Origin of the sequence: Pseudotabrizicola algicola (assembly GCF_010915705.1) — a bacterium.
GTDB lineage: Bacteria > Pseudomonadota > Alphaproteobacteria > Rhodobacterales > Rhodobacteraceae > Pseudotabrizicola > Pseudotabrizicola algicola.
The window spans coordinates 495,064-513,536 of record NZ_JAAIKE010000003.1; the positions used below are offsets into that span (position 1 = coordinate 495,064).

Annotated in this window: 25 protein-coding genes and 1 tRNA gene; 10 read left to right on the forward strand and 16 right to left on the reverse strand. The window is 63.7% G+C overall.

The window, feature by feature from the left end; all coding sequences use genetic code 11:
* Positions 1-66: 66 nt before the first annotated feature.
* Positions 67-465 (forward strand): DUF4864 domain-containing protein, encoded by a 399-nt coding sequence (locus G3572_RS12060; RefSeq protein WP_164612092.1) that lies wholly within the window; start codon positions 67-69, stop codon positions 463-465.
* A gap of 179 nt (positions 466-644) precedes the next feature.
* Here the strand turns inward: G3572_RS12060 and G3572_RS12065 are convergent, their stop codons facing one another.
* The 3 genes from G3572_RS12065 to G3572_RS12075 form a co-directional block, all read right to left on the reverse strand.
* Positions 645-1,721: a 5-(carboxyamino)imidazole ribonucleotide synthase gene (locus tag G3572_RS12065; RefSeq protein ID WP_164612094.1), complete on the reverse strand. Its 1,077-nt coding sequence runs from the start codon at positions 1,719-1,721 to the stop codon at positions 645-647.
* A complete protein-coding gene (purE, locus tag G3572_RS12070; protein ID WP_164612096.1) occupies positions 1,714-2,199 on the reverse strand; it encodes a 5-(carboxyamino)imidazole ribonucleotide mutase in 486 nt (161 codons plus the stop codon). The genes G3572_RS12065 and purE overlap by 8 nt, the downstream gene beginning before the upstream one ends.
* Before the next feature lie 64 nt (positions 2,200-2,263).
* On the reverse strand, positions 2,264-2,482 hold the full coding sequence (locus G3572_RS12075; RefSeq protein WP_164612098.1) for a YdcH family protein: 219 nt from the start codon (positions 2,480-2,482) through the stop codon (positions 2,264-2,266).
* A gap of 281 nt (positions 2,483-2,763) precedes the next feature.
* Here G3572_RS12075 and G3572_RS12080 point away from each other — a divergent pair, with 281 nt between their 5' ends.
* Both G3572_RS12080 and G3572_RS12085 read left to right on the forward strand, forming a co-directional pair.
* A complete protein-coding gene (locus G3572_RS12080; protein WP_164612100.1) occupies positions 2,764-3,177 on the forward strand; it encodes an Hsp20 family protein in 414 nt (137 codons plus the stop codon).
* Between the two features lie 21 nt (positions 3,178-3,198).
* On the forward strand, positions 3,199-3,426 hold the full coding sequence (locus tag G3572_RS12085) for a DUF1150 family protein (protein ID WP_164612102.1): 228 nt from the start codon (positions 3,199-3,201) through the stop codon (positions 3,424-3,426).
* A gap of 17 nt (positions 3,427-3,443) precedes the next feature.
* On the opposite strand, the gene G3572_RS12090 is transcribed toward G3572_RS12085, so the two are convergent.
* Positions 3,444-4,472, reverse strand: a complete 1,029-nt coding sequence (locus G3572_RS12090; protein ID WP_164612104.1) for a Hint domain-containing protein — start codon at positions 4,470-4,472, stop codon at positions 3,444-3,446.
* 162 nt (positions 4,473-4,634) lie between these two features.
* Between G3572_RS12090 and G3572_RS12095 the strand changes: the two genes are divergently transcribed.
* A complete protein-coding gene (locus G3572_RS12095; protein ID WP_164612106.1) occupies positions 4,635-5,204 on the forward strand; it encodes a hypothetical protein in 570 nt (189 codons plus the stop codon).
* Here the strand turns inward: G3572_RS12095 and G3572_RS12100 are convergent.
* Together G3572_RS12100 and trxB are read right to left on the reverse strand one after the other, a co-directional pair.
* On the reverse strand, positions 5,198-6,313 hold the full coding sequence (locus G3572_RS12100) for a 2OG-Fe(II) oxygenase (protein WP_164612108.1): 1,116 nt from the start codon (positions 6,311-6,313) through the stop codon (positions 5,198-5,200). The two genes, G3572_RS12095 and G3572_RS12100, sit on opposite strands and share 7 nt — an antisense overlap.
* 129 nt (positions 6,314-6,442) lie before the next feature.
* Positions 6,443-7,405 (reverse strand): thioredoxin-disulfide reductase, encoded by a 963-nt coding sequence (trxB, locus tag G3572_RS12105; protein WP_164612110.1) that lies wholly within the window; start codon positions 7,403-7,405, stop codon positions 6,443-6,445.
* 200 nt (positions 7,406-7,605) lie between these two features.
* Here trxB and G3572_RS12110 point away from each other — a divergent pair, with 200 nt between their 5' ends.
* Entirely contained in the window at positions 7,606-8,106 is a 501-nt protein-coding gene (locus G3572_RS12110) for an Lrp/AsnC family transcriptional regulator (RefSeq protein WP_164612112.1), read from the forward strand.
* A 438-nt stretch (positions 8,107-8,544) separates the two neighbouring features.
* Here G3572_RS12110 and G3572_RS21875 read toward each other — a convergent pair whose 3' ends face one another.
* The 4 genes from G3572_RS21875 to lgt all read right to left on the reverse strand — a co-directional run bounded on the left by G3572_RS21875 (position 8,545) and on the right by lgt (position 11,620).
* Complete coding sequence (locus G3572_RS21875) at positions 8,545-8,691, reverse strand: hypothetical protein (protein ID WP_205518697.1); 147 nt, start codon at positions 8,689-8,691, stop codon at positions 8,545-8,547.
* A 244-nt stretch (positions 8,692-8,935) separates the two neighbouring features.
* Complete coding sequence (gene pgeF, locus G3572_RS12115; protein ID WP_164612115.1) at positions 8,936-9,688, reverse strand: peptidoglycan editing factor PgeF; 753 nt, start codon at positions 9,686-9,688, stop codon at positions 8,936-8,938.
* A gap of 4 nt (positions 9,689-9,692) precedes the next feature.
* Positions 9,693-10,748, reverse strand: coding sequence for a class I SAM-dependent methyltransferase (locus G3572_RS12120; protein WP_164612117.1), 1,056 nt, complete (start codon positions 10,746-10,748; stop codon positions 9,693-9,695).
* A complete protein-coding gene (gene lgt / locus G3572_RS12125; RefSeq protein WP_164612119.1) occupies positions 10,745-11,620 on the reverse strand; it encodes a prolipoprotein diacylglyceryl transferase in 876 nt (291 codons plus the stop codon). The genes G3572_RS12120 and lgt overlap by 4 nt, the downstream gene beginning before the upstream one ends.
* A 126-nt stretch (positions 11,621-11,746) precedes the next feature.
* Between lgt and G3572_RS12130 the strand changes: the two genes are divergently transcribed.
* The 3 genes from G3572_RS12130 to G3572_RS12140 all read left to right on the forward strand — a co-directional run bounded on the left by G3572_RS12130 (position 11,747) and on the right by G3572_RS12140 (position 13,103).
* The gene (locus G3572_RS12130) at positions 11,747-12,007 is read left to right on the forward strand and encodes an accessory factor UbiK family protein (protein WP_164612121.1); all 261 of its coding nucleotides are present in this window, start codon (positions 11,747-11,749) and stop codon (positions 12,005-12,007) included.
* 165 nt (positions 12,008-12,172) lie between these two features.
* A complete protein-coding gene (locus G3572_RS12135; protein ID WP_164612123.1) occupies positions 12,173-12,973 on the forward strand; it encodes a lytic murein transglycosylase in 801 nt (266 codons plus the stop codon).
* Positions 12,974-13,028: 55 nt separating this feature from the next.
* Positions 13,029-13,103, forward strand: a tRNA-Glu gene (locus G3572_RS12140).
* Positions 13,104-13,159: 56 nt separating this feature from the next.
* Here the strand turns inward: G3572_RS12140 and G3572_RS12145 are convergent.
* The 3 genes from G3572_RS12145 to G3572_RS22375 are packed head-to-tail and all read right to left on the reverse strand — an operon-like array spanning position 13,160 to position 14,761.
* On the reverse strand, positions 13,160-14,221 hold the full coding sequence (locus tag G3572_RS12145) for a tyrosine-type recombinase/integrase (RefSeq protein ID WP_164612125.1): 1,062 nt from the start codon (positions 14,219-14,221) through the stop codon (positions 13,160-13,162).
* Position 14,222: 1 nt separating this feature from the next.
* On the reverse strand, positions 14,223-14,501 hold the full coding sequence (locus tag G3572_RS12150) for a hypothetical protein (protein ID WP_164612143.1): 279 nt from the start codon (positions 14,499-14,501) through the stop codon (positions 14,223-14,225).
* Entirely contained in the window at positions 14,501-14,761 is a 261-nt protein-coding gene (locus G3572_RS22375; protein WP_354004025.1) for a FitA-like ribbon-helix-helix domain-containing protein, read from the reverse strand. Before G3572_RS22375 ends, G3572_RS12150 begins: the two co-directional genes overlap by 1 nt.
* On the opposite strand from G3572_RS22375, the gene G3572_RS12160 reads away from it, so the two are divergent.
* Positions 14,733-15,053, forward strand: a complete 321-nt coding sequence (locus tag G3572_RS12160) for an Arc family DNA-binding protein (RefSeq protein WP_164612147.1) — start codon at positions 14,733-14,735, stop codon at positions 15,051-15,053. The two genes, G3572_RS22375 and G3572_RS12160, sit on opposite strands and share 29 nt — an antisense overlap.
* Before the next feature lie 78 nt (positions 15,054-15,131).
* Here the strand turns inward: G3572_RS12160 and G3572_RS12165 are convergent, their stop codons facing one another.
* Positions 15,132-15,584, reverse strand: a complete 453-nt coding sequence (locus G3572_RS12165) for a YdbT family protein (protein ID WP_164612150.1) — start codon at positions 15,582-15,584, stop codon at positions 15,132-15,134.
* An 88-nt stretch (positions 15,585-15,672) separates the two neighbouring features.
* On the opposite strand from G3572_RS12165, the gene G3572_RS12170 reads away from it, so the two are divergent.
* Positions 15,673-16,038, forward strand: coding sequence for a helix-turn-helix domain-containing protein (locus G3572_RS12170; RefSeq protein WP_164612152.1), 366 nt, complete (start codon positions 15,673-15,675; stop codon positions 16,036-16,038).
* Positions 16,039-16,089: 51 nt separating this feature from the next.
* Here G3572_RS12170 and G3572_RS12175 read toward each other — a convergent pair whose 3' ends face one another.
* Positions 16,090-16,968 carry a hypothetical protein gene (locus tag G3572_RS12175; protein ID WP_164612154.1) on the reverse strand — a complete coding sequence of 293 codons (879 nt, stop codon included), beginning with the start codon at positions 16,966-16,968 and terminating at the stop codon, positions 16,090-16,092.
* Positions 16,965-18,470 carry an AlbA family DNA-binding domain-containing protein gene (locus tag G3572_RS12180; RefSeq protein ID WP_164612156.1) on the reverse strand — a complete coding sequence of 502 codons (1,506 nt, stop codon included), beginning with the start codon at positions 18,468-18,470 and terminating at the stop codon, positions 16,965-16,967. Before G3572_RS12180 ends, G3572_RS12175 begins: the two co-directional genes overlap by 4 nt.
* Positions 18,471-18,473: the final 3 nt, after the last annotated feature.

The window sequence follows — 18,473 nt, forward strand, 5'->3', positions numbered from 1 at the left end:
CATTGACCGGGCGCCCGCCCGGTCTAGCTTCCATCGCGGGGACGTCTTTGCGAAAGGAATTGGGCCATGCGCCTTTTTGCCGGACTGCTGACCGCTGCTTTCCTTGCCTCTGCCGCAATGGCACAGGAAGACCCGATCCAGCAAACCATCCAGAACCAGCTGAACGCGCTGAAAGCGGATGATTTCGCCACTGCCTTCAGCTTCGCCAGCCCGACCATAAAAGGCATCTTCGGCACCCCCGACAGATTTGGCATGATGGTGCGGCAGGGCTATCCCATGGTGCATCGCCCCGGGACGGTCAAAATGCTCGAGTTGCGCGAGGTTGCGGGCAATCTCTGGCAACGGGTGATGATCACCGACGAACAGGGCCGGACCCATCTGCTTGATTATCAGATGATCGAAACGGCCGATGGTTGGCAGATCAACGGCGTGCAGTTGCTGCCATCAGTGGGTGTGGGCGCCTGAAGCATGGGGGCTCTGCCCCCAAACCCCCGGGATATTTATGAACAGATGAAATCCGTAGTCACCTGTTCCTAAATATCCCCGCCGGAGGCTCCTGCCTTCGCCGCCCGTGCGCGGACGAAAATTGCGGCGTGGCAACGCCGTCCAAGGGGGCTCGATGCCCCCGCGGACGGCCCCTGTGCTCAGGTCAGGCCGCGGATCACGCGGTTGACGTGGCCCATCTTGCGTCCCTGCTTGACCTCGGACTTGCCGTACAGATGGATCTGGCAGTTGCGCTCGCGGGAGAGGCCGGGCACGCGGTCGACGTCACTGCCGATCAGGTTCTCCATCACCACATCCGCATAGCGCGATCCGTCGCCAAGCGGCCAGCCCGCGATGGCGCGGATGTGCTGCTCGAACTGGTCCACGGCGCAGCCGGCCTGCGTCCAGTGGCCGGAGTTGTGCACGCGGGGGGCGATCTCGTTGACGATCAGCCCCTGCGGGGTCACGAAAAGCTCTACCCCCATCACGCCGACATAGTCGAGCGCGTTCAGGATGCGGGCGGCGATCAGCACCGCATCGGTGCGCTGCCCGGGCGACAGGCGGGCGGGAAGGGTGGTGGTGTGCAGGATGCCCGCACGGTGCACGTTTTCGCCCGGATCATAGCAGGCGACCGAGCCATCCAGCCCGCGCGCGGCGATGACCGAGACTTCGTGGCTGAAGTCGATGAAGCCTTCCAGCACCGCCTCGGCCCCGGCCATCGCCTCCCATGCGGCGGGCGCATCCTCGGACGTCATGATCCGCGCCTGACCCTTGCCATCATAGCCGAGACGGGTGGTCTTCAGGATGGCGGGTGTGCCGATCCGCTCCAGCGCCTGCTCCAGCGCGGCCAGATCCGTTACCCGCGCATAGGGCGCGGTCTGCAGGCCGAGGCCGGTCAGGAAGTCTTTTTCCGCCACCCGTTCCTGGCTGACGGCAAGGGCGCGGCGGTTCGGGCGGATCGGGCGCAGCGCCTCCAGCGCGTCTAGCGAGGCGGTCGGGACGTTCTCGAATTCATAGGTGATGACATCGACGCTTTGGGCAAAGGCGCGCAGCGCGGCAAGGTCCTCATAGGGGGCCGTGGTCACCTGTGCCGCGACATGCCCCGCCGGAGGGGCCGCCCCCGGCTCGTAGATATGGCACTGAAAGCCGAGGCGGCTGGCCGCGACCGAGAGCATGCGGCCGAGCTGGCCGCCGCCGAGAATGCCGATCGTGGCACCGGGGCGCAGCGGTTCAGTCATCCTTCGGCTCCTCGGGAATGCTGGCCGACAGGGCCGCGCGCCATGCGTCCAGCCGTTCGGCAAGGGCAGGGTCCATCAGCGCAAGGATGCCCGCCGCCATCAGCCCCGCATTGGCCGCGCCCGCCGCGCCGATGGCCATGGTCGCCACCGGATAGCCCTTGGGCATCTGTACGATGGAATAGAGGCTGTCGACCCCCGACAGCGCCTTGGTCTGCACCGGCACGCCGATCACCGGCACCCGCGTCTTGCTGGCCATCATGCCCGGCAGATGCGCAGCGCCGCCCGCCCCTGCGATGATGACCTTCAGCCCGCGGCCCGCCGCCTCGCGCCCGTAGGACCACAGCCGGTCGGGCGTGCGATGGGCGCTGACGATCTTGGCCTCATAGGAAATGCCAAGCGCATCAAGGATCAGCGCGGCCTCCTTCATGGTCGGCCAGTCGCTTTGCGACCCCATGATGATTCCGACGTCAGTGGTCATGCGCGCCTCCATATGATGGGGCGCGCTTACGACAGGTCAGGCTCTGGCGCAAGGGTTTGGCGGGTCAGGCGATGATGTCGGGGATCAACTGATCTTCGATCTTCACGATCTGGTCCTTCAGCGACAGCTTTTGCTTTTTCAACCGCCGCAGGGTCAACTGGTCGGGGCGGCCGGTTTCTTCCAGCGCATGAATCGCGGCATCAAGATCGCGATGCTCGCGCCGGAGCACTTCCAGCCGGATCTTGAGCATATCTTCGAAGTTGAGTTCGCTGGGCGCGTTCATGGTGTTCGCTTGCTGGCTAGGGAAGGCAGGGGCTGAGTCGTCAGGGACGCTTCCTTTTGAATATAGTGATTCTTTGACCATGCGGCAAAGATTTTGCGCCCTTTTGCTGCGCATTCGCTGGATTCGCCTCTGGCTGGCGGCGCAGGCCCCGCCACAGCGCCCGCGGCGGGGCCATGCCCTTGCAGGCTGCGTCAATGCGCCCCATATTTCAGATATGGCGGGTCGCCTGTGAAAGGGGCCTGCCGCAGATCATGTCGCTTTTTGAAAAGGGCATCTCACAGATGACGAAACTGAGCTTTGGGGCGCACCCGTTCCTTTTGGGGTTTGAACAACTGGAACGGCTGGTCGAGCGCACGGCGAAATCCGCCGGTGAGGGCTACCCCCCGTTCAACATCGAAGCCACGGCCGACAACGCCTACCGCATCACGCTCGCCGTGGCGGGGTTCCGCGAGGATGATCTGGCGATCACCGTCGAGGACCGCCAGCTTGTGGTGCGCGGGCGCCAGCCCGATGACACACAAGACCGTGTGTTCCTGCATCGGGGGATTGCCGCGCGGGCCTTTCAACGCAGCTTTGTCTTGGCGGATGGTGTGGAGGTGGCCGGGGCCAGCATGGATCACGGGCTGCTGCACATTGATCTGAAGCGATCGGTGCCGGATGCGGTGGTGCAGACCATCCGCATCGGGCGAGGATAACCGGATAAGGAGTCGTCTTTCATGAACAGTCCCTTCAAGGCCATTGCTGCCCCGCAAAGCCCGATCGTTTATGTGCGCCCTGTCACCGTGGCAGACCTGCCCGAAGACCTGCGCGAGCAGATCGGCGATGTCGAAACGGTCTATTCGGTGCATCGGCCCGATGGCGCGCGTCTGGCGCTCGTGCGTGACCGCAATCTGGCGTTTTCGCTGGCGCGGCAGAACGATCTGGCCCCCGTCAGCGCCCATTAGCGCCCATTAGCCCCCCTTCAGCGCCCATTCGGCCGCAGCGTGCGCGCTTCGCGGGCGCGCAGGCTAGGGCGGGCGCTGGGGCCATAACTGTCAGGATGCCGGGCCAGTTCGGGGAACAGGCCCAGCACCTCGTCCCGCGTGGCCTGCCCCAGAACGGTCAGGCTGTAGGCGCCGGGATGGAAACTCTCCGTGGCGATGCCTTCTGAAAACACCAGTTCGTGCTGGTCGAACAGCAAATGCACATACTCCACCTCGGCGCAGGGGTGGAGCCGTATGGTGCCGCCGTTCACCAGATGCGCGGCCGCCACCAGCACCTCGGACGCGCCGAACATCAGTTCCGCGCGCCAGTCCGCCAGCATGATGCGGTGCTGTTGCGACAGCAGCAGATCACGGCTGTTGCCAAGCGCCCCCGCGCTGATCAGCACGGGGGCCGCCGCCCCGTGACCGGCCACACGGCGGTGCGCGATCCAGCGCAGCGGGCGAAAGCCGTGATCGACGGTCAGCACCAGATCTCCGGGCAGCAGGGTTTCCACCGCGACCAGCCCCTCCTTGGTGTGGATCAGCGTTCCGGCGACAAAGCACAAGAACGCCTCGTCGCGGGTCGAGACAAAGCTGTGGCTGTAGTCGACATTGTCGAACTGTCCCAGACGCAGGGACGTGACCTTCTTGTAATGCAGGTCGGGCGGAATCTGGTCGTCACGGATGCGCACCATATAGGTGCCATCCTCCAGCAGCCAGACGGCGAAATCGACCTGATAGGTGATGCCGTTCGCCACCATCGTGCCGCCGCGATAGGCGGCAAGTTCCCGCACACTATAGATCCTCTCGTTGATGATGACCCGGTCATTCGACGTGGTCGAGCCGTCATCCGTATCGGTATCGGCGATGCGGTCATCGCCTTCGGGGTCGCGCCAGGTGATCAGGGTGATCGTGCGCGGATCGATCGACAAACCGTTGCCGCGCGCATCAAGATTGTTCTGGCTGGTCGCGTTATACCCGGGCCACAGCGATGTGACATGCCAAGCCCAGCTGTTTGTGTCTGTCATCGCCTGCCGTTCTGTCCTTTCCCTCGGGTCTCCCTGTCCGAAATCTGGCAGGTCCGCGTTTCGAACCGGTTAAGGACACCTCGCCTGCACCAGCGGGCAGGAACCTTTGCAGCCTATGTGCGTTGATTTGCTGACTTCAGATTGCGCAACGGGAGATTGAGCATGACCGCACAGAACAGCAGCCCCACCTTCACCGCCGACGATCTGCGCCTGCTCGATCAGGACGAAGCAAAGCTGGTCGAAGTGGCACGGCGCGGCGGGCTGGACCGTCTGGGCCAGTCCGAACTGACCGAAACGGTCCAGCGTCTGCGGGACCGCCGTGACCGCGCGCGTGACATTGCCAACCGCCAGCGCCGCGAAGCGCGGGGCAAGGCCGACCCGTCGGGCGTCGCGCCCGCGCAGCGCAATGACGGCACCGAAGGCAAGGCGCGGGTGCTGGGCATGGCGCTTGACCTCCTCACTCAGGAGCGTGACCGCAGGGCCAAGGGCGATGAGACCGCCGCGCAGTCCCCCACTCAGCAAGAGCTTGCCCAGAAGGCTCTCGCGCTCAAGCAGTCGGGCCAGTCCGGCGCGGAAGCGCAGGACAAGGGCGGCCCCCTCCACCCGCAAGACCCCGAGGCCGATCCGGGCAAGGGCGCGCTGGCCGATCAGGCCCGCAACATCGCGCCGTCAGGGGCCTTGGACCACGGCGGCGAACTGCCCTCGCGCGAACGCTCGCGCACCCGCTACTGATCTTGCGCCTTGGTCGCGGCTTCGGCCGCGTCCAGCGCATGCAGGTTTGCCTGACGGATTTTCGCGGCTGCATCGTCGTAGAGGAACGGCAGAAACGCATAGCGCCGCCCGCGCGTCACCGTCGACACGCGGTGCAGCAGCGAGCAGGAAAACACCACCGCCCCGCCCGGAGGGGCCTTGAAACTGCGCGGCCCGTATTCCGGAAAGCTGACCTCGCCGCCTTCGAAATCCTCGTTCAGATTGATCGACACGGCAAAGCGGCGATGCGCGGTGCCTGTTGTGGTATTGTCGCGGTGCGGGGCGAAATGCCCGCCCTCGGCGGCGTCATAGCAAGAGACGATATAGCGTTCCATCCGCGTGACATGGAACTGGTGGGCCTTGGCGATCTGCGGCACCACCCGCCGCACGAACCGCGCCTGCAGGGCAGCAATCAGATCGGGGTCGTTCAGCGTGATGTCGCGGCGGCTCTTGTGGCTGCGGTCTTTCATGCCGATGGTCTTGCCATCCACCTCGCGCATGAAGCCCGATTCCTCGCCCCCCTGCGCGTCGTAAAGGCCGATCAGGTGGCGGCACAGGTCCGGCTCGAACACATTCGGCAGATAGAGGATCGGGGCCTGCAATTCCGGTCCGGCAAAGCGGGCAGGGGGTGGCAGGCTGGCGACATAACCGATCACCTCGGCGGCTTGGCTTCCCTCTTTCTGGAACGGCACCACCTTCAGCACCCGCATCGTCGGGTCGGTCACCACCCAGAGCGGGCTGCGCCGATCGCCCTGCGCCGCGCCGTAAAGGCGGCTGGCGGTCAGGTCACTGTCCCAGATGAAGCGGCGGCCGGGGATCTGGTTTGACAAGCGCGCTTCATCCTGCGGGTCTGACGAGATGCCGAAAAAGCTGGCGTGGGTGTCGTCGAACACATCGGGCCGCGACAGGGCTGCGGCAACCGCCTCTTGCGCCTGCGGCACGTCAAGGCTGTGAAAGAAGCACAGGACCAGATAGCGCCCTGCTGCCGTGTCGATCGCATAGCGCGGATTTGTGGCCGAGCGTTGGGTGAAGGACGGCGCCGGATCACCCGGCGTGAGGATGACGGGGGGTGGCAGGGTGGCTTGGGTCATTGCACCTGTTCAGACAAAGGGACGGGGGCGCAAGACTGAAAGCCACCGCCCGGCGGGTCAACCGGGCGGCGGGCTGTTTTTCCCCGGCCTGTGCGATTGTGCAACGCCCTCGCGGGACGGGCGCCGTGCTTATTCGGCGGCCTTCAGTTCCGCATCCTGCGCAGCGAGGAACCGCTCGGCATCCAGCGCCGCCATGCAGCCCATACCGGCGCTGGTCACCGCCTGACGGTAGACATGGTCGGTCAGATCGCCTGCGGCAAAGACGCCCGGAATGGTGGTGCGGGTCGTGCCCGGCTCGACCGTCACATAGCCGCCCGAATGCAGTTCCAGCTGGTCCTTGACCAGTTCCGAGGCGGGCGCATGGCCGATGGCCACGAAAAAGCCGTGGCAGGGCACGTCCTTGACCTCGCCGGTCAGCAGGTTGCGGGTGCGCACGGCGGTGACGGAAAGCGGGGCCTCGTCGCCCAGAATCTCGGTCACTTCCGAATTCCACAGCATCTCGATCTTGGGGTGCTTGAACAGCCGGTCCTGCATGATCTTTTCCGCGCGCAGGGTGTCGCGGCGATGGATCAGCGTCACCTTGGTGGCAAAATTGGTCAGGAACAGCGCCTCTTCCACCGCCGTATTGCCGCCGCCGATCACCACGACTTCCTTGCCGCGATAGAAGAAGCCGTCACAGGTGGCGCAGGCCGACACGCCAAAGCCCTTGAACTTCTCCTCGCTCGGCAGGCCCAGCCATTTGGCCTGCGCGCCGGTGGCAAGGATCACCGCATCGGCGGTGAAGGTGGTGCCGGAATCGGCCTTGGCGACGAAGGGGCGCTGCGACAGGTCCAGCGACGAGATGTAATCGCTGATGATCTCGGCCCCCATCGCCTGCGCATGCTCCTGCATCCGCACCATCAGGTCGGGGCCTTGCACATGGGTGTCGCCCGGCCAGTTTTCCACCTCGGTCGTGATCGTCAACTGCCCGCCGGGTTGCAGACCCTGCACCAGAATGGGGTTCAGCATGGCGCGGGCCGAATAGACCGCCGCCGTATACCCGGCCGGACCGGAGCCGATGATCAGAACGCGCGTGTGCCGGGTGTTGGTCATGATATCCCCAAGTTTTCTGTGCGGCTTTCATATAGGCCGTCAAAGCCAGAGCGAAAAGCCCAGAGTTCGCCGCGCTTTCCGGCAGGCATCGGGCCAAATGGGTCGCACAACAGTTGATTTGCGAAATATTCCTGCGCAATGTTGAAACATTGTTGCGTGAGACGGGGGCCATCCCTAGATAGGCGCAAAAGGAGTTCCCTATGGCCGTTTCCAAGCTTGATCCGATCGACCGTCAGATTCTGGCCGAGTTGCAGGCCGATGGCCGGATGACCAATGTGGAACTGGCCAAGCGCGTGGGCATTTCCGCGCCCCCCTGCCTGCGCCGCGTGCGCACGCTGGAAGAGGCGGGCTACATCAAGGGCTATCACGCCGACATCGATGCGCGCGAGCTGGGGTTCGAGGTGCAGGTCTTCGCGATGGTGCGCCTGCAAAGTCAGGCCGAGGCGGATCTGGCCGCCTTCGAATCGCGCTGCCGCGCCTGGCCGCTTGTGCGCGAATGCCACATGCTGAACGGCGAGATCGACTTCATCCTCAAATGCGTGGCCCCCGATCTCTCCTCGTTCCAGAGCTTTCTGACAGGCGACCTGCTCAAGGCCGAGAATGTGGCGAATGTGAAAACCTCGCTGGTGATCCGCTGCGCCAAGGATGAACCGGGTGTTCCGTTTGACGTGCTGGAGGCGCGGCTGGCCAAAACGGCCTGACTGCGCCCGACCGCCCCGCGCCCGAAATCCCGCCAAAGCGCGGCAGCGCACAGCACCCCGCACATGCAAAAAGCGGCCCCGTTATCGTGCCAGAGGAGCACCGGGACCGCTTTTGCCAAAGCATCAGTCCGACTGTCCAACGCTGCCCAAGGGTTTAATCCGGGGTCTTACACCGCTGGCCAGACCACCATGCAGGTGGGAGACCGTGATGCAGAGATAATGGCGAGAATCTGGCGCTTGGTCAAAGGATTTCCGCAATTGGCCGCAGTTTGTGATCCAATTGGCCAAATCGCAGATATTGTTCGCCTTTTGGTGACGATGGCGGGTCAAATGTGGCCAAAACAAGGTGGGGCCAAACAAATGAAAACGCGCCGCGCGGGGGCGCGGCACGTTTTTCAGATCATGTGATTCGGCTTTACCGCGAGTTGCGGCGCGCTGTTACCGCGCAGCGAGCGCGCGCGGCTGCACCGGGGCAGGCTTCAGGGCAGCGGGCTTGCGCCGTGCGCCACGCGTCCAGGGCAGGGCGATCTGCGGCTCCTGGCTGGCAGCGATGACGGATTTCAACCAGCGGCGTTCTTTCTTCATGGTCCCCGTTCCCTTGTCTGATGTGTCTGTCGACCTCGGGTTCATGTTTGACCCGCATTTGGGGCGCGCTCTGGGCGGCAAATGTGAAAGATTGTGGTCGCGCTTCGCAGTGGCGGGAGAGAATGTGGCACCCTCCGCGCGGCCCATATCCCCCCGAAAACAAGGGAAATCGGAAACAACGTCTCGAAATTCCCCTGATTGTTTCCGGTATGCGTGACAGGTTTTGCCGCAATTTTGCCGCAGGCTAAAGCCGGATCACCGAAATCAGGCGCCCATAATCGGCCTCGCCCGCGTGGGTGGTGCGGCGGAACGAGAAAAACCGCTCCGCATCATGATAGGTGCAGTGCCGCGTCCATTCGGCATGGCCCACCCCTGCGCTGCGCAAACGGTGCAGGCCGAAACCGGGCAGGTCGAACAGCATCCTGTCCCCGGTGCCGTTGATGAAAAAGCGGCTGTTGGCAGGGTCTTCGGCGGTGAAGGTCTCAAAGAACTCCGGCCCGACCTCATAGGCACGCTGGCTGATGCAGGGGCCGATGACGGCGGCGATATTGGCGCGGTCAGCCCCCAGCGCCTCCATCGCGTCAACCGTCGCCTCCAGCACCCCGTCCACCGCGCCCCGCCATCCGGCATGGGCCGCGCCGATGACCCCTGCCTCCGCATCGGCGAACAGAACCGGCTGGCAATCCGCCGACAGCACCGAAAGCGCCACTCCGGGCGTTGCCGTGACCAGCGCATCGGCATGCGGGCGCACCGGCAGCGGGCCGGTCGCGGCCACCACATCGGCGGAATGCACCTGATGCACCCCGATCAGATGGTCCAGCGGTACCTCCATCGCGGCGGCCACCCGCGCGCGGTTGATCGCCACCGCCTCCGACTGGTCCGACGATCCCGCCCCGCAGTTGAGCCCGGCAAAGATGCCCGACGAGGCCCCGCCCTTGCGGGTGAAAAATCCGTGGCGCACAGGCAGGGCGTCCGAGGTGATGATTTCCAACGTCATGATGTCAGGCCAATCCGGGCGGCGGTTGCGTGCCGGGCCGATGCAGCCCCAGCACTTTGAACAACGAACCCATTTCATCGGGGTGGGTCAAGCGCCGATGCGCGGCAAGATGCGATTGCAAGGCGTCTCCGGTCAAGGATTGGGCAAGACGGGCCGCGCGCGACTCGATGCCAAGCCGGGTCAGGAACGCGCCCTGTTCGCAATAGCCATAGGGCAGGGCGCAAAGGGCAGCGAGCGCTTCGAAATCGACATGGGCGGTCAGATCGGCCTCGCCCGGCGCGGCCAGCGGATCGGCAAAGGCATGGCGGCGCAGGGCCTGAAACGTATCGCCCGAAGACCGCCAGCCGCCGTAATCCACAATCAGCGCCGCCCCGCCATGCCTTGCGATACGGTCGCGGATCACCACCGCATAGGGGCGTGCGGCGGGGCAAACCTCTGCCACGCGGCCCGCCACGGGGTCTTGAAACACCGGCAGCGACAGATCGGGTTGCACAGGGTCAGACAGGCCAAAGACCAAGGCACCGTCCTTGAGCCCCACCAGACGCTCGCGCCACGCGCGGCCATCGTATTGGAACTGGTGGATGGGCAGGGCGTCAAAGAATTCATTGGCCAGAAGAAACAGCGGCTGGTCTGGCAGCGCGTCGATCTGCGCGGCATGGGCCAGCGGATGCGGGGCCAGCCGCGCCGCCTGCTGCGCGCGCAGGGCAGGCGAGGCTTCGACCAGCACCACCTGCGCTGCGGCATGAAAGCCCGCAACGCCGCGCGTCGCGCGCAGCACATCGGCCATCAGGGTGCCGCGTCCGGGGCCAAGCTCGGCCAGCGTGAAGGGCGCGGGCGCGCCCTGATCCAGCCACGCCTGCGCGAGGCACAGGCCCAGAAGCTCGCCGAACATCTGGCTGATCTCGGGCGCGGTGATGAAATCGCCCTCGGCGCCAAAGGGAGGGCGCGTGGTGTAATAGCCATGCGCGGGGTGCAGCAGGCATTCGGCCATATAGTCGGCCAGCGTCATCGGCCCCGTGGCCGCGATCCGCGCGGCGATGATCCGCGCCAGTTCCGTCATGCGGGGCGCGCGCGCAGCAGCAGCCACAGACCGGCGGCGATCATCGGCAGCGACAGGATCTGCCCCATCGTCAGCCCGTAGCCGCCGATATGCAGCGCAAGGCCAAGCGGGTTGCCTTCGGTGATAAACTGCGCATCGGGCTGGCGCACGAATTCCACCACAAAGCGCGCCGCGCCATATCCGGCCAGAAAAACCCCTGTCAGCGCGCCCGGCCATTTCAGCCAGCCACGCCGATAGGCCAGCCAGATCAGCGCAAGCCCCAGCAGCAAGCCTTCCAGCAGCGCCTCGTAAAGCTGGCTGGGGTGGCGCGCGCAGATGCCGACGACACCGGGGCAGTTCTGCGCCGCATCGCCGGGGAATGCCACGCCCCAGGGCAGGCTCGTCGGGCGGCCCCAGAGCTCGGCATTGATGAAATTGGCGACGCGCCCCAGAAACAGCCCGAGCGGGGCTGCCAGCGCCATGATGTCGGCGGCCTTGAGCATCGCGATGCCCTCGCGGCGGCAGAACAGGATGCCCGCCACCACCACACCCAGAAAGCCGCCGTGAAACGACATGCCGCCTTCCCAGACCCGCAAGATCGCGGCGGGGTTCTGCAGGTAGAACCCCGGCTGGTAGAACAGCACAAAGCCGAAGCGCCCGCCAAGGATGACGCCCACGATCACCCATGTCAGCAGCCGCTCCACCTGATCGGCGCTCATCGGCGGGGCGCCGTGCCACAGGGCGGGGCGGCGCAGCGTATCCAGCGCCAGCCGCCAGCCGCCGATCAGCCCGACGATATAGGCCAGCGCATACCAGCGCAGGGCCAGCGTCATGCCAAAGATCTCGATGGCGAAAATCTCGGGCGAGATCTGCGGGAACGGAATGTAGGACATGGCACCTCGGCTGTCGGGTCCCCTGCCTTGTCGGCAGGTGCGGGCCGGTTGTCAATGTGCCGCGCCGTCTTGCGGCGCGGCGGCGCAGGGCCATATAAAGGGAGCAGATCAACAAGGACCAGCCCCATGCAAAGCCGCAACAAGATCTTCGACGACCTCAGCCAGCTCATGACCAATGCGATGGGTGTGGCGCAGGGGGCCAAGACCGAGGCCGAGACGGCAATGAAGGGGCTGATGGACCGTTGGCTTGCCGATCGCGACTTCGTGACGCGCGAGGAATTCGACGCCGTGCGCACGATGGCGCTCAAGGCGCGCGAGCAGAATGACGCGCTCGAAGCGCGCATCGCCGCACTGGAAGCGGCCGCCAACGGCAAGCCCGCCGCCTGAGAGGCGGGGCCGACGCTTGGCGCCGGCTTGCTGCGTTCTCCCCTGCGGGCTCGCGGAAATCTGACGAAAACTTGTGCAGCCGCGTTGCAGCCTATGGCCGCAAAGGCTTGATCCGGCTTGCCACCACCGTAGACTGGCGCAAACCGATTACCCGGAGAGTGTCGTATGTCTGCGCTGAAGTCCCTGACCCTTGCCACCGCCCTGATCTGTGCCGCCTCGGCCTCGCAGGCCGCCTTCTGTTCCGATACCGGCGGCCGCTACGAGGCGTGGAAGTCCGAGATGGCCGCCGAGGCCCGCGCCGCCGGTGTGGGAGAGCGGGGCATCGCCGCGCTGATGGCCAGCAGCTATTCGCAGGCCACCATCGGGGCCGACCGCAACCAGCGCAGCTTTCGCTACACGCTCGACAAGTTCATGCAGGTCCGCGGGGCCGAGACGATCATCCGTCAGGGCAAGCAGCGCAAGGCCAAGAACGCCAATCTCTATGCCGCGCTGGAACAGCGCTACGGCGTGCCCGCCGGGGTGCTTCTGGCCATCCACGGCATGGAAACCGCCTTTGGCGGCTTCATGGGCGACACCAACATCGTCTCGGCCATCGCCACGCTGACCTATGACTGCCGCCGCAGCGATTTCTTCCGCCCGCATCTGATCGGCGCGCTGCGTCTGGTGGACCAAGGCTCGATCACCTCGAACTCGGTGGGGGCCAAGCATGGCGAATGGGGTCACACCCAGTTCCTGCCCGGCAATGCGCTGACCTATGGCGTGGATGGCAATGGCGATGGCAAGGTCGACCTGAACAACCTGACCGATGCAATGGCCTCGACCGCCAATTTCCTGCGGCAGAAGGGCTGGCAGCCGGGCCTCGGCTATCAGGAGGGCGAACCCAACTTCGCCGTCATCAAGCAATGGAACGCGGCGACCGTCTACCAGCAGGCCATCGCGATCATGGGCAAGCGGATCGACGGCTGAACCGTCACTTTTCCTCTTGCGCCCGGACGGCGGCTGCCTTAATCAGCCCGCCAGTGGCCCGTTCGTCTATCGGTTAGGACACCAGGTTTTCAACCTGGGAAGAGGGGTTCGACTCCCCTACGGGCTGCCACTTCCTCCGCTAAGATATTGGAACGCATGGGGTTTTTCCTCTTGTTTGCTAACCTCTCAGAGGGGGTTAGCAGGTTTCGGGTTGTTGGCAGTGTCTTGCAGCTTCTCGAACGCGCTGTGAGCGAGCCGAACTTGATCGGCTTTCGCCGTGTAGCGATGCACTTCTGCGTCGGTCTTGTGGCCGGTGATCGCCTTGATTTGGTGAATGGTGCAACCCGCCTCGGCCAGACGCCGGGCACAAGCCTTGCGCAGACCATGCGATGCGCAGTTGGGCAGCCCCGCCTCGTCGCACCGATCCCGCATCCAGTTTCCGAAGCCAGCCACCGAGTAGGGGCGACCATACTCCGTCCGCAAGAAGGTAGGCGCGTCCTTGGGTTGGTCGGCCAACGCTGCTTTCAGCTCCGGGAGGATTGGGATCATCAGCGGGGTTCCGGTCTTCTGCTGACGAATCCGGATCATCCCGTTGGCAACATCGCCCCACCCCATCCTGACAGCATCAGACTTGCGCTGCCCGGTGCAGAGCATCAGCATCAGGGCCAGATGCGCCTTGGTTCCCAGCGGGTGACGAGCCATGAACTGCGCGATCTCTTCCTCGGTCCAAGTGTGGTAGCCGTCCTCATTGGCGGCATAGCTTTCCATTTTGGTCATGGGGTTCGCGGCGATCATGCCAATCTGCACCGCAAACCCCAAAAGGAGGCGCAACCGCTTCATCAGCGTGTTCGCCGCTTCCGGCGTGTCGCTGAGCTTGCCCAAGATGGCCGAAGCGTGTTTCCGCGAGAACTGCGACATGGGTAAGTTTCCGTATTTGGCGCAGAACTTTTCAAGGATGATCCGGTAGTTGCGCTTCGAACTTGGGCTGAGCTTCATGTAGAGGGGCGACCCGAGGTAGAGCCGCAGCAAGTCCCGGAAAGTGTCTTTGCAGGTCGGCATTTTGGCTCTGGCGCGCTCCAGTTTCTCGCCCTCCACGGCCTTTGCATAGGCCAGCAGGAACTCGGGGCTTCCGACCGGCAAAGGCAGGGCAATGCCCTTGCCCCCCTGCGGCTTGTAATAGGCGCGGGTCTTGCCGTGCCGATCATTGTAAACGTGCAGATGCACGAATGAGACTTCACGCTTGCCCATGTCACAGCACCTTGTCCCAAGGGTTTTCGGTGGGTGCAGCAGCGGGCTTGCCCACCTGCACCAATTCGATGGCAAAGCTGCCATCCGGAGCGACCTTGAATGCGGCAGGTTCCTTTCCCTGCCCCGTCACGAGTTGCATCGCCCGCTTCGCGGCCGTGACAGAGAAGCCTTTTGGTTTTTTCGCTTCGCTGATGAGCTTCTTAGCCCATGTGAAGCTGGCTTTCTGGGGTTTGGCAGCCGATGACGCCTGCGGAGCCGAATTCGTCTTTTCCTCTGTCATCACCGCACCCCGTGCCCAGATGCCATGCTGTTCTTCAACAATTGCCGAAGTTCGGCGTTCATGGACCTGCCGTTCTCGGCAGCCCTGCGTTCGAGCCAACCCTTCTCGTCTTCTGTCAGTCGCAGCCTCAAGGTTTTCATGTAGAACCCTCCATTTGCCCCACGGTGGGGCTTCCGTGAGGCTAGATGGATTTTGCTTGATGTCAACCCCACAGTGGGGCAATGGTGGGTCATGACGCGAGATGACCCCCCTGTTCGCATCCGACTTGGCCAAGAGTTGAAAGACCTCGTCCAAGAGGCGGCGAAGAACAATCGTCGTTCGATGAACGCTGAAATCAACGCACGTCTGGAGGAGAGCTTTGGGATTGTGCCCGAAGACACGCCCCTCCCACGCAGTGCTCCCGGCACAGGCTGGATCAAGGCTGCAAAGCGAGCGGCCGCGGGTGGATCACCAGACGAACGGCTGTCTAAGCTGGAAGCTGAGGTCCGGGAACTGAAGGCGGGGCTGCTGGAACTGCGACAGGCACGACAGGACGGCCCAGAAACGGCCTGATCGGTATGCGGGGGTGAAGGGATACCGTGAGCGCAGGCCCGCTCTGTGAACCACTCCCGACGCTCAGCCTTCCACAGACTAGGTTCGGACCTGACGCGCCTGCTCGATCTTCTCAGCCAAGACCTCAGCATCTGGGACGCGCAGCAGCAGGGTATTCAGGATCGACCCGGTGCGCACCGTCACGAGACCCGGCGCGACAGTCACTTGGTTGATCTGTTCCAGCGGGATCGCCCGCACCGTCTTGCTCAGGCCCGCAACGAACAGAACGTTGCGCGTCGTCACTACCGCCAGCCGCCGCTGCCATGACAGATAGGCCAAGGCATAGGTGATCGCGGCCAACACTCCGAAGACGATCCCGACCCCCAGAACCTCCCCACCTTTTGCGATCAGCAGCAGGGATAGCCCAGCGAGGGGGAGAGCAAGGAGCAGGAGTTGCGCGAACATGCCACCTTTAGACCACGGCGAGACATGGACAACTTCCTCACCCTGGGCGAGGGTCACATGGGCGCGGATGGAAGGGTCTGGGGTCATGGATACACCGGATAAGAACAATTCGTTCCGTATCGTATGCCCATAACATTCATGGCGGTAAGGTTTTTTCCGGAACAGAACGTTCCGGATGGATATTTTTGCAAAACGACTGAAGGAGCGGGCCGCTGACCTAGGCATTTCCAACGCGCAGGCCGCCCGGCTATGCGAGTTGGACGAGCGCCGCTATGCCAACTACGCCAACGATCAGCGTGAGCCGGACCTCATGACACTGGCCAAGATCGCCCGCGTTCTGAACACCTCCGCCGATCACCTGCTCGGACTGACAGACCCGACGCCGCAGACCGCACGGGCGCGGCTTCTGGATCGCCTGAACGTCGCCGCTGCCTCGCTGACGGACGAGGAACTGCGAACCATCGTTACCCAGACCGAGGCACTTGCAATTCCGCGCCCAAAGAAAACCGGCAAGAAAATCCCTCCAATTTCAGGCGTCTAGGCGTTCCGTTCCGAAGGCCAAACCGTCACCGCGCCGAAATTCATGGGGTGCTCAGGCGTTCGACAGGTCGCGCATCACCATGGCAATCGCCGACTGGACCATGACCGGATCGACCCCGCCTAGTATCTCACCGTTACTGGCGAGTTGGTGCTTGGCAAAGCGGTTCAGCACGGCTTGCTCGACCTCCCGAGCGACATCTTCGCTGGACGTGGGCTGCTGAAACTCGGCCCGCCACCGAAGGCCCGTCACCTCGAAAGCCATCGGCCCATTATGCGCAGCTTCCCGAGCGTCGGGCGCGTTGGAATATCCGACCTTCACCGCCAGCGGCTTCTTGCGCTCGTCGCGCAGCACGAGGGCGTAGACATACCAGACTTCGTGATCCCCGAACGCCCCGGTGAAACTGCCCTGATGCTTCGGGGCTAGTTTGCTGTTTTTCTTCATCACCAGCCCCTTGCCGAACTCGGTCATCGGCATGGCTGGCGGCACCTCGCGTCGCTCAAGCACCAACAACGGCTCGGCGGTGATCGTGTCGAGTTCCACGATCTTCGATTGGGCTTGCAGGTGATGGTTCGGCGTCAACGGCCCCACCAGTTCCGCGAACATGTTGTTCGGGTCGGTGATCTCCCAGACGGTGATCGGGTGCAGGGCGAACGGGAAGCGGGTTACGCTGTCGTATTCTGGATTGTCCCGCTTGCGGGGCAGGTCGTAGTCCTGCGTGTTCACTTCCAGATCGGACACGCGAAACGCGCCGACGACGCGCCCCTTGTGTGCCTCTTCGGTCGGCTCCCCTCTGGTGCCCACGGCGAACACCAGATCGCCCTCGGTCAGAACCTTCCGCGCATGGCTCCGTGCGGCCTTCGTCGCAAAGGTCAGCGGCCAAGCCGGGTTTCCGGGCGGCCCCCAGACGTATGTGAAGAAGACTTTGTTCATCGCGGCTGCCTTGGGTTTTCGAGTTCATCAAGGCGAGCGGCTGCACTGAAAACGCCGCTTCGGACATTCGCGTTGCCGTCTGCATCCCGATAGATGTCTCGCAATAGGTCGAAAAGCGGATCGGCAGGCTCAAGCCCGTCAGGCAGGCCACGAATGCCGCGCACGATCTGCAGGTCGTTGAACCTCTGACGGAGTTCGTCGAACTGGCCAGCCTGCAAAGCTGCCACCACTTCAAGGATGGCTCCGCCGGGTCGTTCGAAGGCGGATCGCTGTCCCCTCAGTCGTTCAAGAGCGTTTTGCTTTGAGACGCGGTAGACCGCATTCGTTGCATCTAGCGCCTCAATCGCGGCGTCGATGTCGCCGCCAGCAAGCCGAACAAAGTAGAAGACGGGGAGCCATTGCCTCTGCACCTTTGCGGACAAGCAGATGTATTCGAGCGGTTCGCGAACAACGTCATGGCCGAGGTAAGCAAGCAAAACGGCATCGGCGTCCAGTGCTCGCCCCTCGATCCGTTCGACCACCTGACCCTCAGGGTCAACTGCATGAACATCGCCGATAAGGCGCAAAGCTCGTGCCCCTGCGCGCTCTTCAAACTCGCCTTCGCGAATGAAATCGAGCTGATCGGCTAAGGCGCGGTCGATCACAATTCGCTTTGATCCTGCATCCAACTCGCCCTTTTCTGTGTCTACGATCAATGCCCGGTCCGCGCCGATTTCGCTGAGGCGGGTGGCGCTTGCCAACAAGGTCTGCGTTGCAGCCCTGTCCCGTTCGCGCAGCATGGCCAGCAAGTCACCGAACTTGATTTTTCCAGACTGCCCGGCATAGCGGAACAGGATCGTTCCGTCTTCAAGGCCGTTTGCATCACGGCACACGATCACGGGTGGGGTTGGATACTTCTCGACATGGATGAAGCCGACTGCTTGATCGCCGACCTCGATAACATCCTTGGAAAAGGCTGGCGTAGGCGTCAGAAGGTTTTTCACCCTGTCTGTGATGCGGACGATGTCGGTATCTTGGAAGGCGGTGTCGGGCATCCCGGTAACACGGCACTCTGCGTCTTGGACGCCGATGAAAACAAAACCACCCCGATTGTTCGCCAGTGCAGCAATCGCACGAACAATTGGCTCCATGCGGCGAGGGTCGAACTGCGCCTTGCACTCTTGATCCGAGGTCTCCCCGTCCGCGAGAAACCAGCCGCCGTCACGTTGCACGAAGCGGGCGAACGCCCTTTCAGCCAACGTAGGTTCCCGCGGAGCGCCAGCCTCGATTGCCACCCCCACCAAGGCAGGCGCGAAGCCAGCAAGGAATGCGTCCAAAGCTGCTTCGGTGGCCGCTGGCACCTCTGGCCCATAATCCCCGGCATTGATCCCAGTTATCCTGCCCGAGTTTACAGGGCGATCTTGCCGGTTGAAGTAGAACTGGATGTCTCGATTGCGCATCCCCCGGCGCAGCATAGCCTTGATCAGGCCAATCTCTTCGTCCGTGATGCTTCTACGCGGCACGCG

What these genes read in the sequence shown, in the direction of transcription:
- G3572_RS12060 (WP_164612092.1), top strand. Translation starts at nt 67, where the DNA reads ATGCGCCTTTTTGCCGGACTGCTGACCGCTGCTTTCCTTGCCTCTGCC.
- G3572_RS12175 (WP_164612154.1), bottom strand. Translation starts at nt 16,968, where the DNA reads ATGAACAAAGTCTTCTTCACATACGTCTGGGGGCCGCCCGGAAACCCG.
- G3572_RS12170 (WP_164612152.1), top strand. Translation starts at nt 15,673, where the DNA reads ATGGATATTTTTGCAAAACGACTGAAGGAGCGGGCCGCTGACCTAGGC.
- G3572_RS12150 (WP_164612143.1), bottom strand. Translation starts at nt 14,501, where the DNA reads ATGACAGAGGAAAAGACGAATTCGGCTCCGCAGGCGTCATCGGCTGCC.
- G3572_RS12110 (WP_164612112.1), top strand. Translation starts at nt 7,606, where the DNA reads ATGGCCGTTTCCAAGCTTGATCCGATCGACCGTCAGATTCTGGCCGAG.
- G3572_RS12085 (WP_164612102.1), top strand. Translation starts at nt 3,199, where the DNA reads ATGAACAGTCCCTTCAAGGCCATTGCTGCCCCGCAAAGCCCGATCGTT.
- G3572_RS12065 (WP_164612094.1), bottom strand. Translation starts at nt 1,721, where the DNA reads ATGACTGAACCGCTGCGCCCCGGTGCCACGATCGGCATTCTCGGCGGC.
- G3572_RS21875 (WP_205518697.1), bottom strand. Translation starts at nt 8,691, where the DNA reads ATGAAGAAAGAACGCCGCTGGTTGAAATCCGTCATCGCTGCCAGCCAG.
- G3572_RS12130 (WP_164612121.1), top strand. Translation starts at nt 11,747, where the DNA reads ATGCAAAGCCGCAACAAGATCTTCGACGACCTCAGCCAGCTCATGACC.
- trxB (WP_164612110.1), bottom strand. Translation starts at nt 7,405, where the DNA reads ATGACCAACACCCGGCACACGCGCGTTCTGATCATCGGCTCCGGTCCG.
- G3572_RS12145 (WP_164612125.1), bottom strand. Translation starts at nt 14,221, where the DNA reads ATGGGCAAGCGTGAAGTCTCATTCGTGCATCTGCACGTTTACAATGAT.
- G3572_RS12095 (WP_164612106.1), top strand. Translation starts at nt 4,635, where the DNA reads ATGACCGCACAGAACAGCAGCCCCACCTTCACCGCCGACGATCTGCGC.
- G3572_RS12120 (WP_164612117.1), bottom strand. Translation starts at nt 10,748, where the DNA reads ATGACGGAACTGGCGCGGATCATCGCCGCGCGGATCGCGGCCACGGGG.
- purE (WP_164612096.1), bottom strand. Translation starts at nt 2,199, where the DNA reads ATGACCACTGACGTCGGAATCATCATGGGGTCGCAAAGCGACTGGCCG.
- G3572_RS12135 (WP_164612123.1), top strand. Translation starts at nt 12,173, where the DNA reads ATGTCTGCGCTGAAGTCCCTGACCCTTGCCACCGCCCTGATCTGTGCC.
- lgt (WP_164612119.1), bottom strand. Translation starts at nt 11,620, where the DNA reads ATGTCCTACATTCCGTTCCCGCAGATCTCGCCCGAGATTTTCGCCATC.
- pgeF (WP_164612115.1), bottom strand. Translation starts at nt 9,688, where the DNA reads ATGACGTTGGAAATCATCACCTCGGACGCCCTGCCTGTGCGCCACGGA.
- G3572_RS12080 (WP_164612100.1), top strand. Translation starts at nt 2,764, where the DNA reads ATGACGAAACTGAGCTTTGGGGCGCACCCGTTCCTTTTGGGGTTTGAA.
- G3572_RS12090 (WP_164612104.1), bottom strand. Translation starts at nt 4,472, where the DNA reads ATGACAGACACAAACAGCTGGGCTTGGCATGTCACATCGCTGTGGCCC.
- G3572_RS12165 (WP_164612150.1), bottom strand. Translation starts at nt 15,584, where the DNA reads ATGACCCCAGACCCTTCCATCCGCGCCCATGTGACCCTCGCCCAGGGT.
- G3572_RS22375 (WP_354004025.1), bottom strand. Translation starts at nt 14,761, where the DNA reads ATGCGAACAGGGGGGTCATCTCGCGTCATGACCCACCATTGCCCCACT.
- G3572_RS12075 (WP_164612098.1), bottom strand. Translation starts at nt 2,482, where the DNA reads ATGAACGCGCCCAGCGAACTCAACTTCGAAGATATGCTCAAGATCCGG.
- G3572_RS12100 (WP_164612108.1), bottom strand. Translation starts at nt 6,313, where the DNA reads ATGACCCAAGCCACCCTGCCACCCCCCGTCATCCTCACGCCGGGTGAT.
- G3572_RS12160 (WP_164612147.1), top strand. Translation starts at nt 14,733, where the DNA reads ATGACGCGAGATGACCCCCCTGTTCGCATCCGACTTGGCCAAGAGTTG.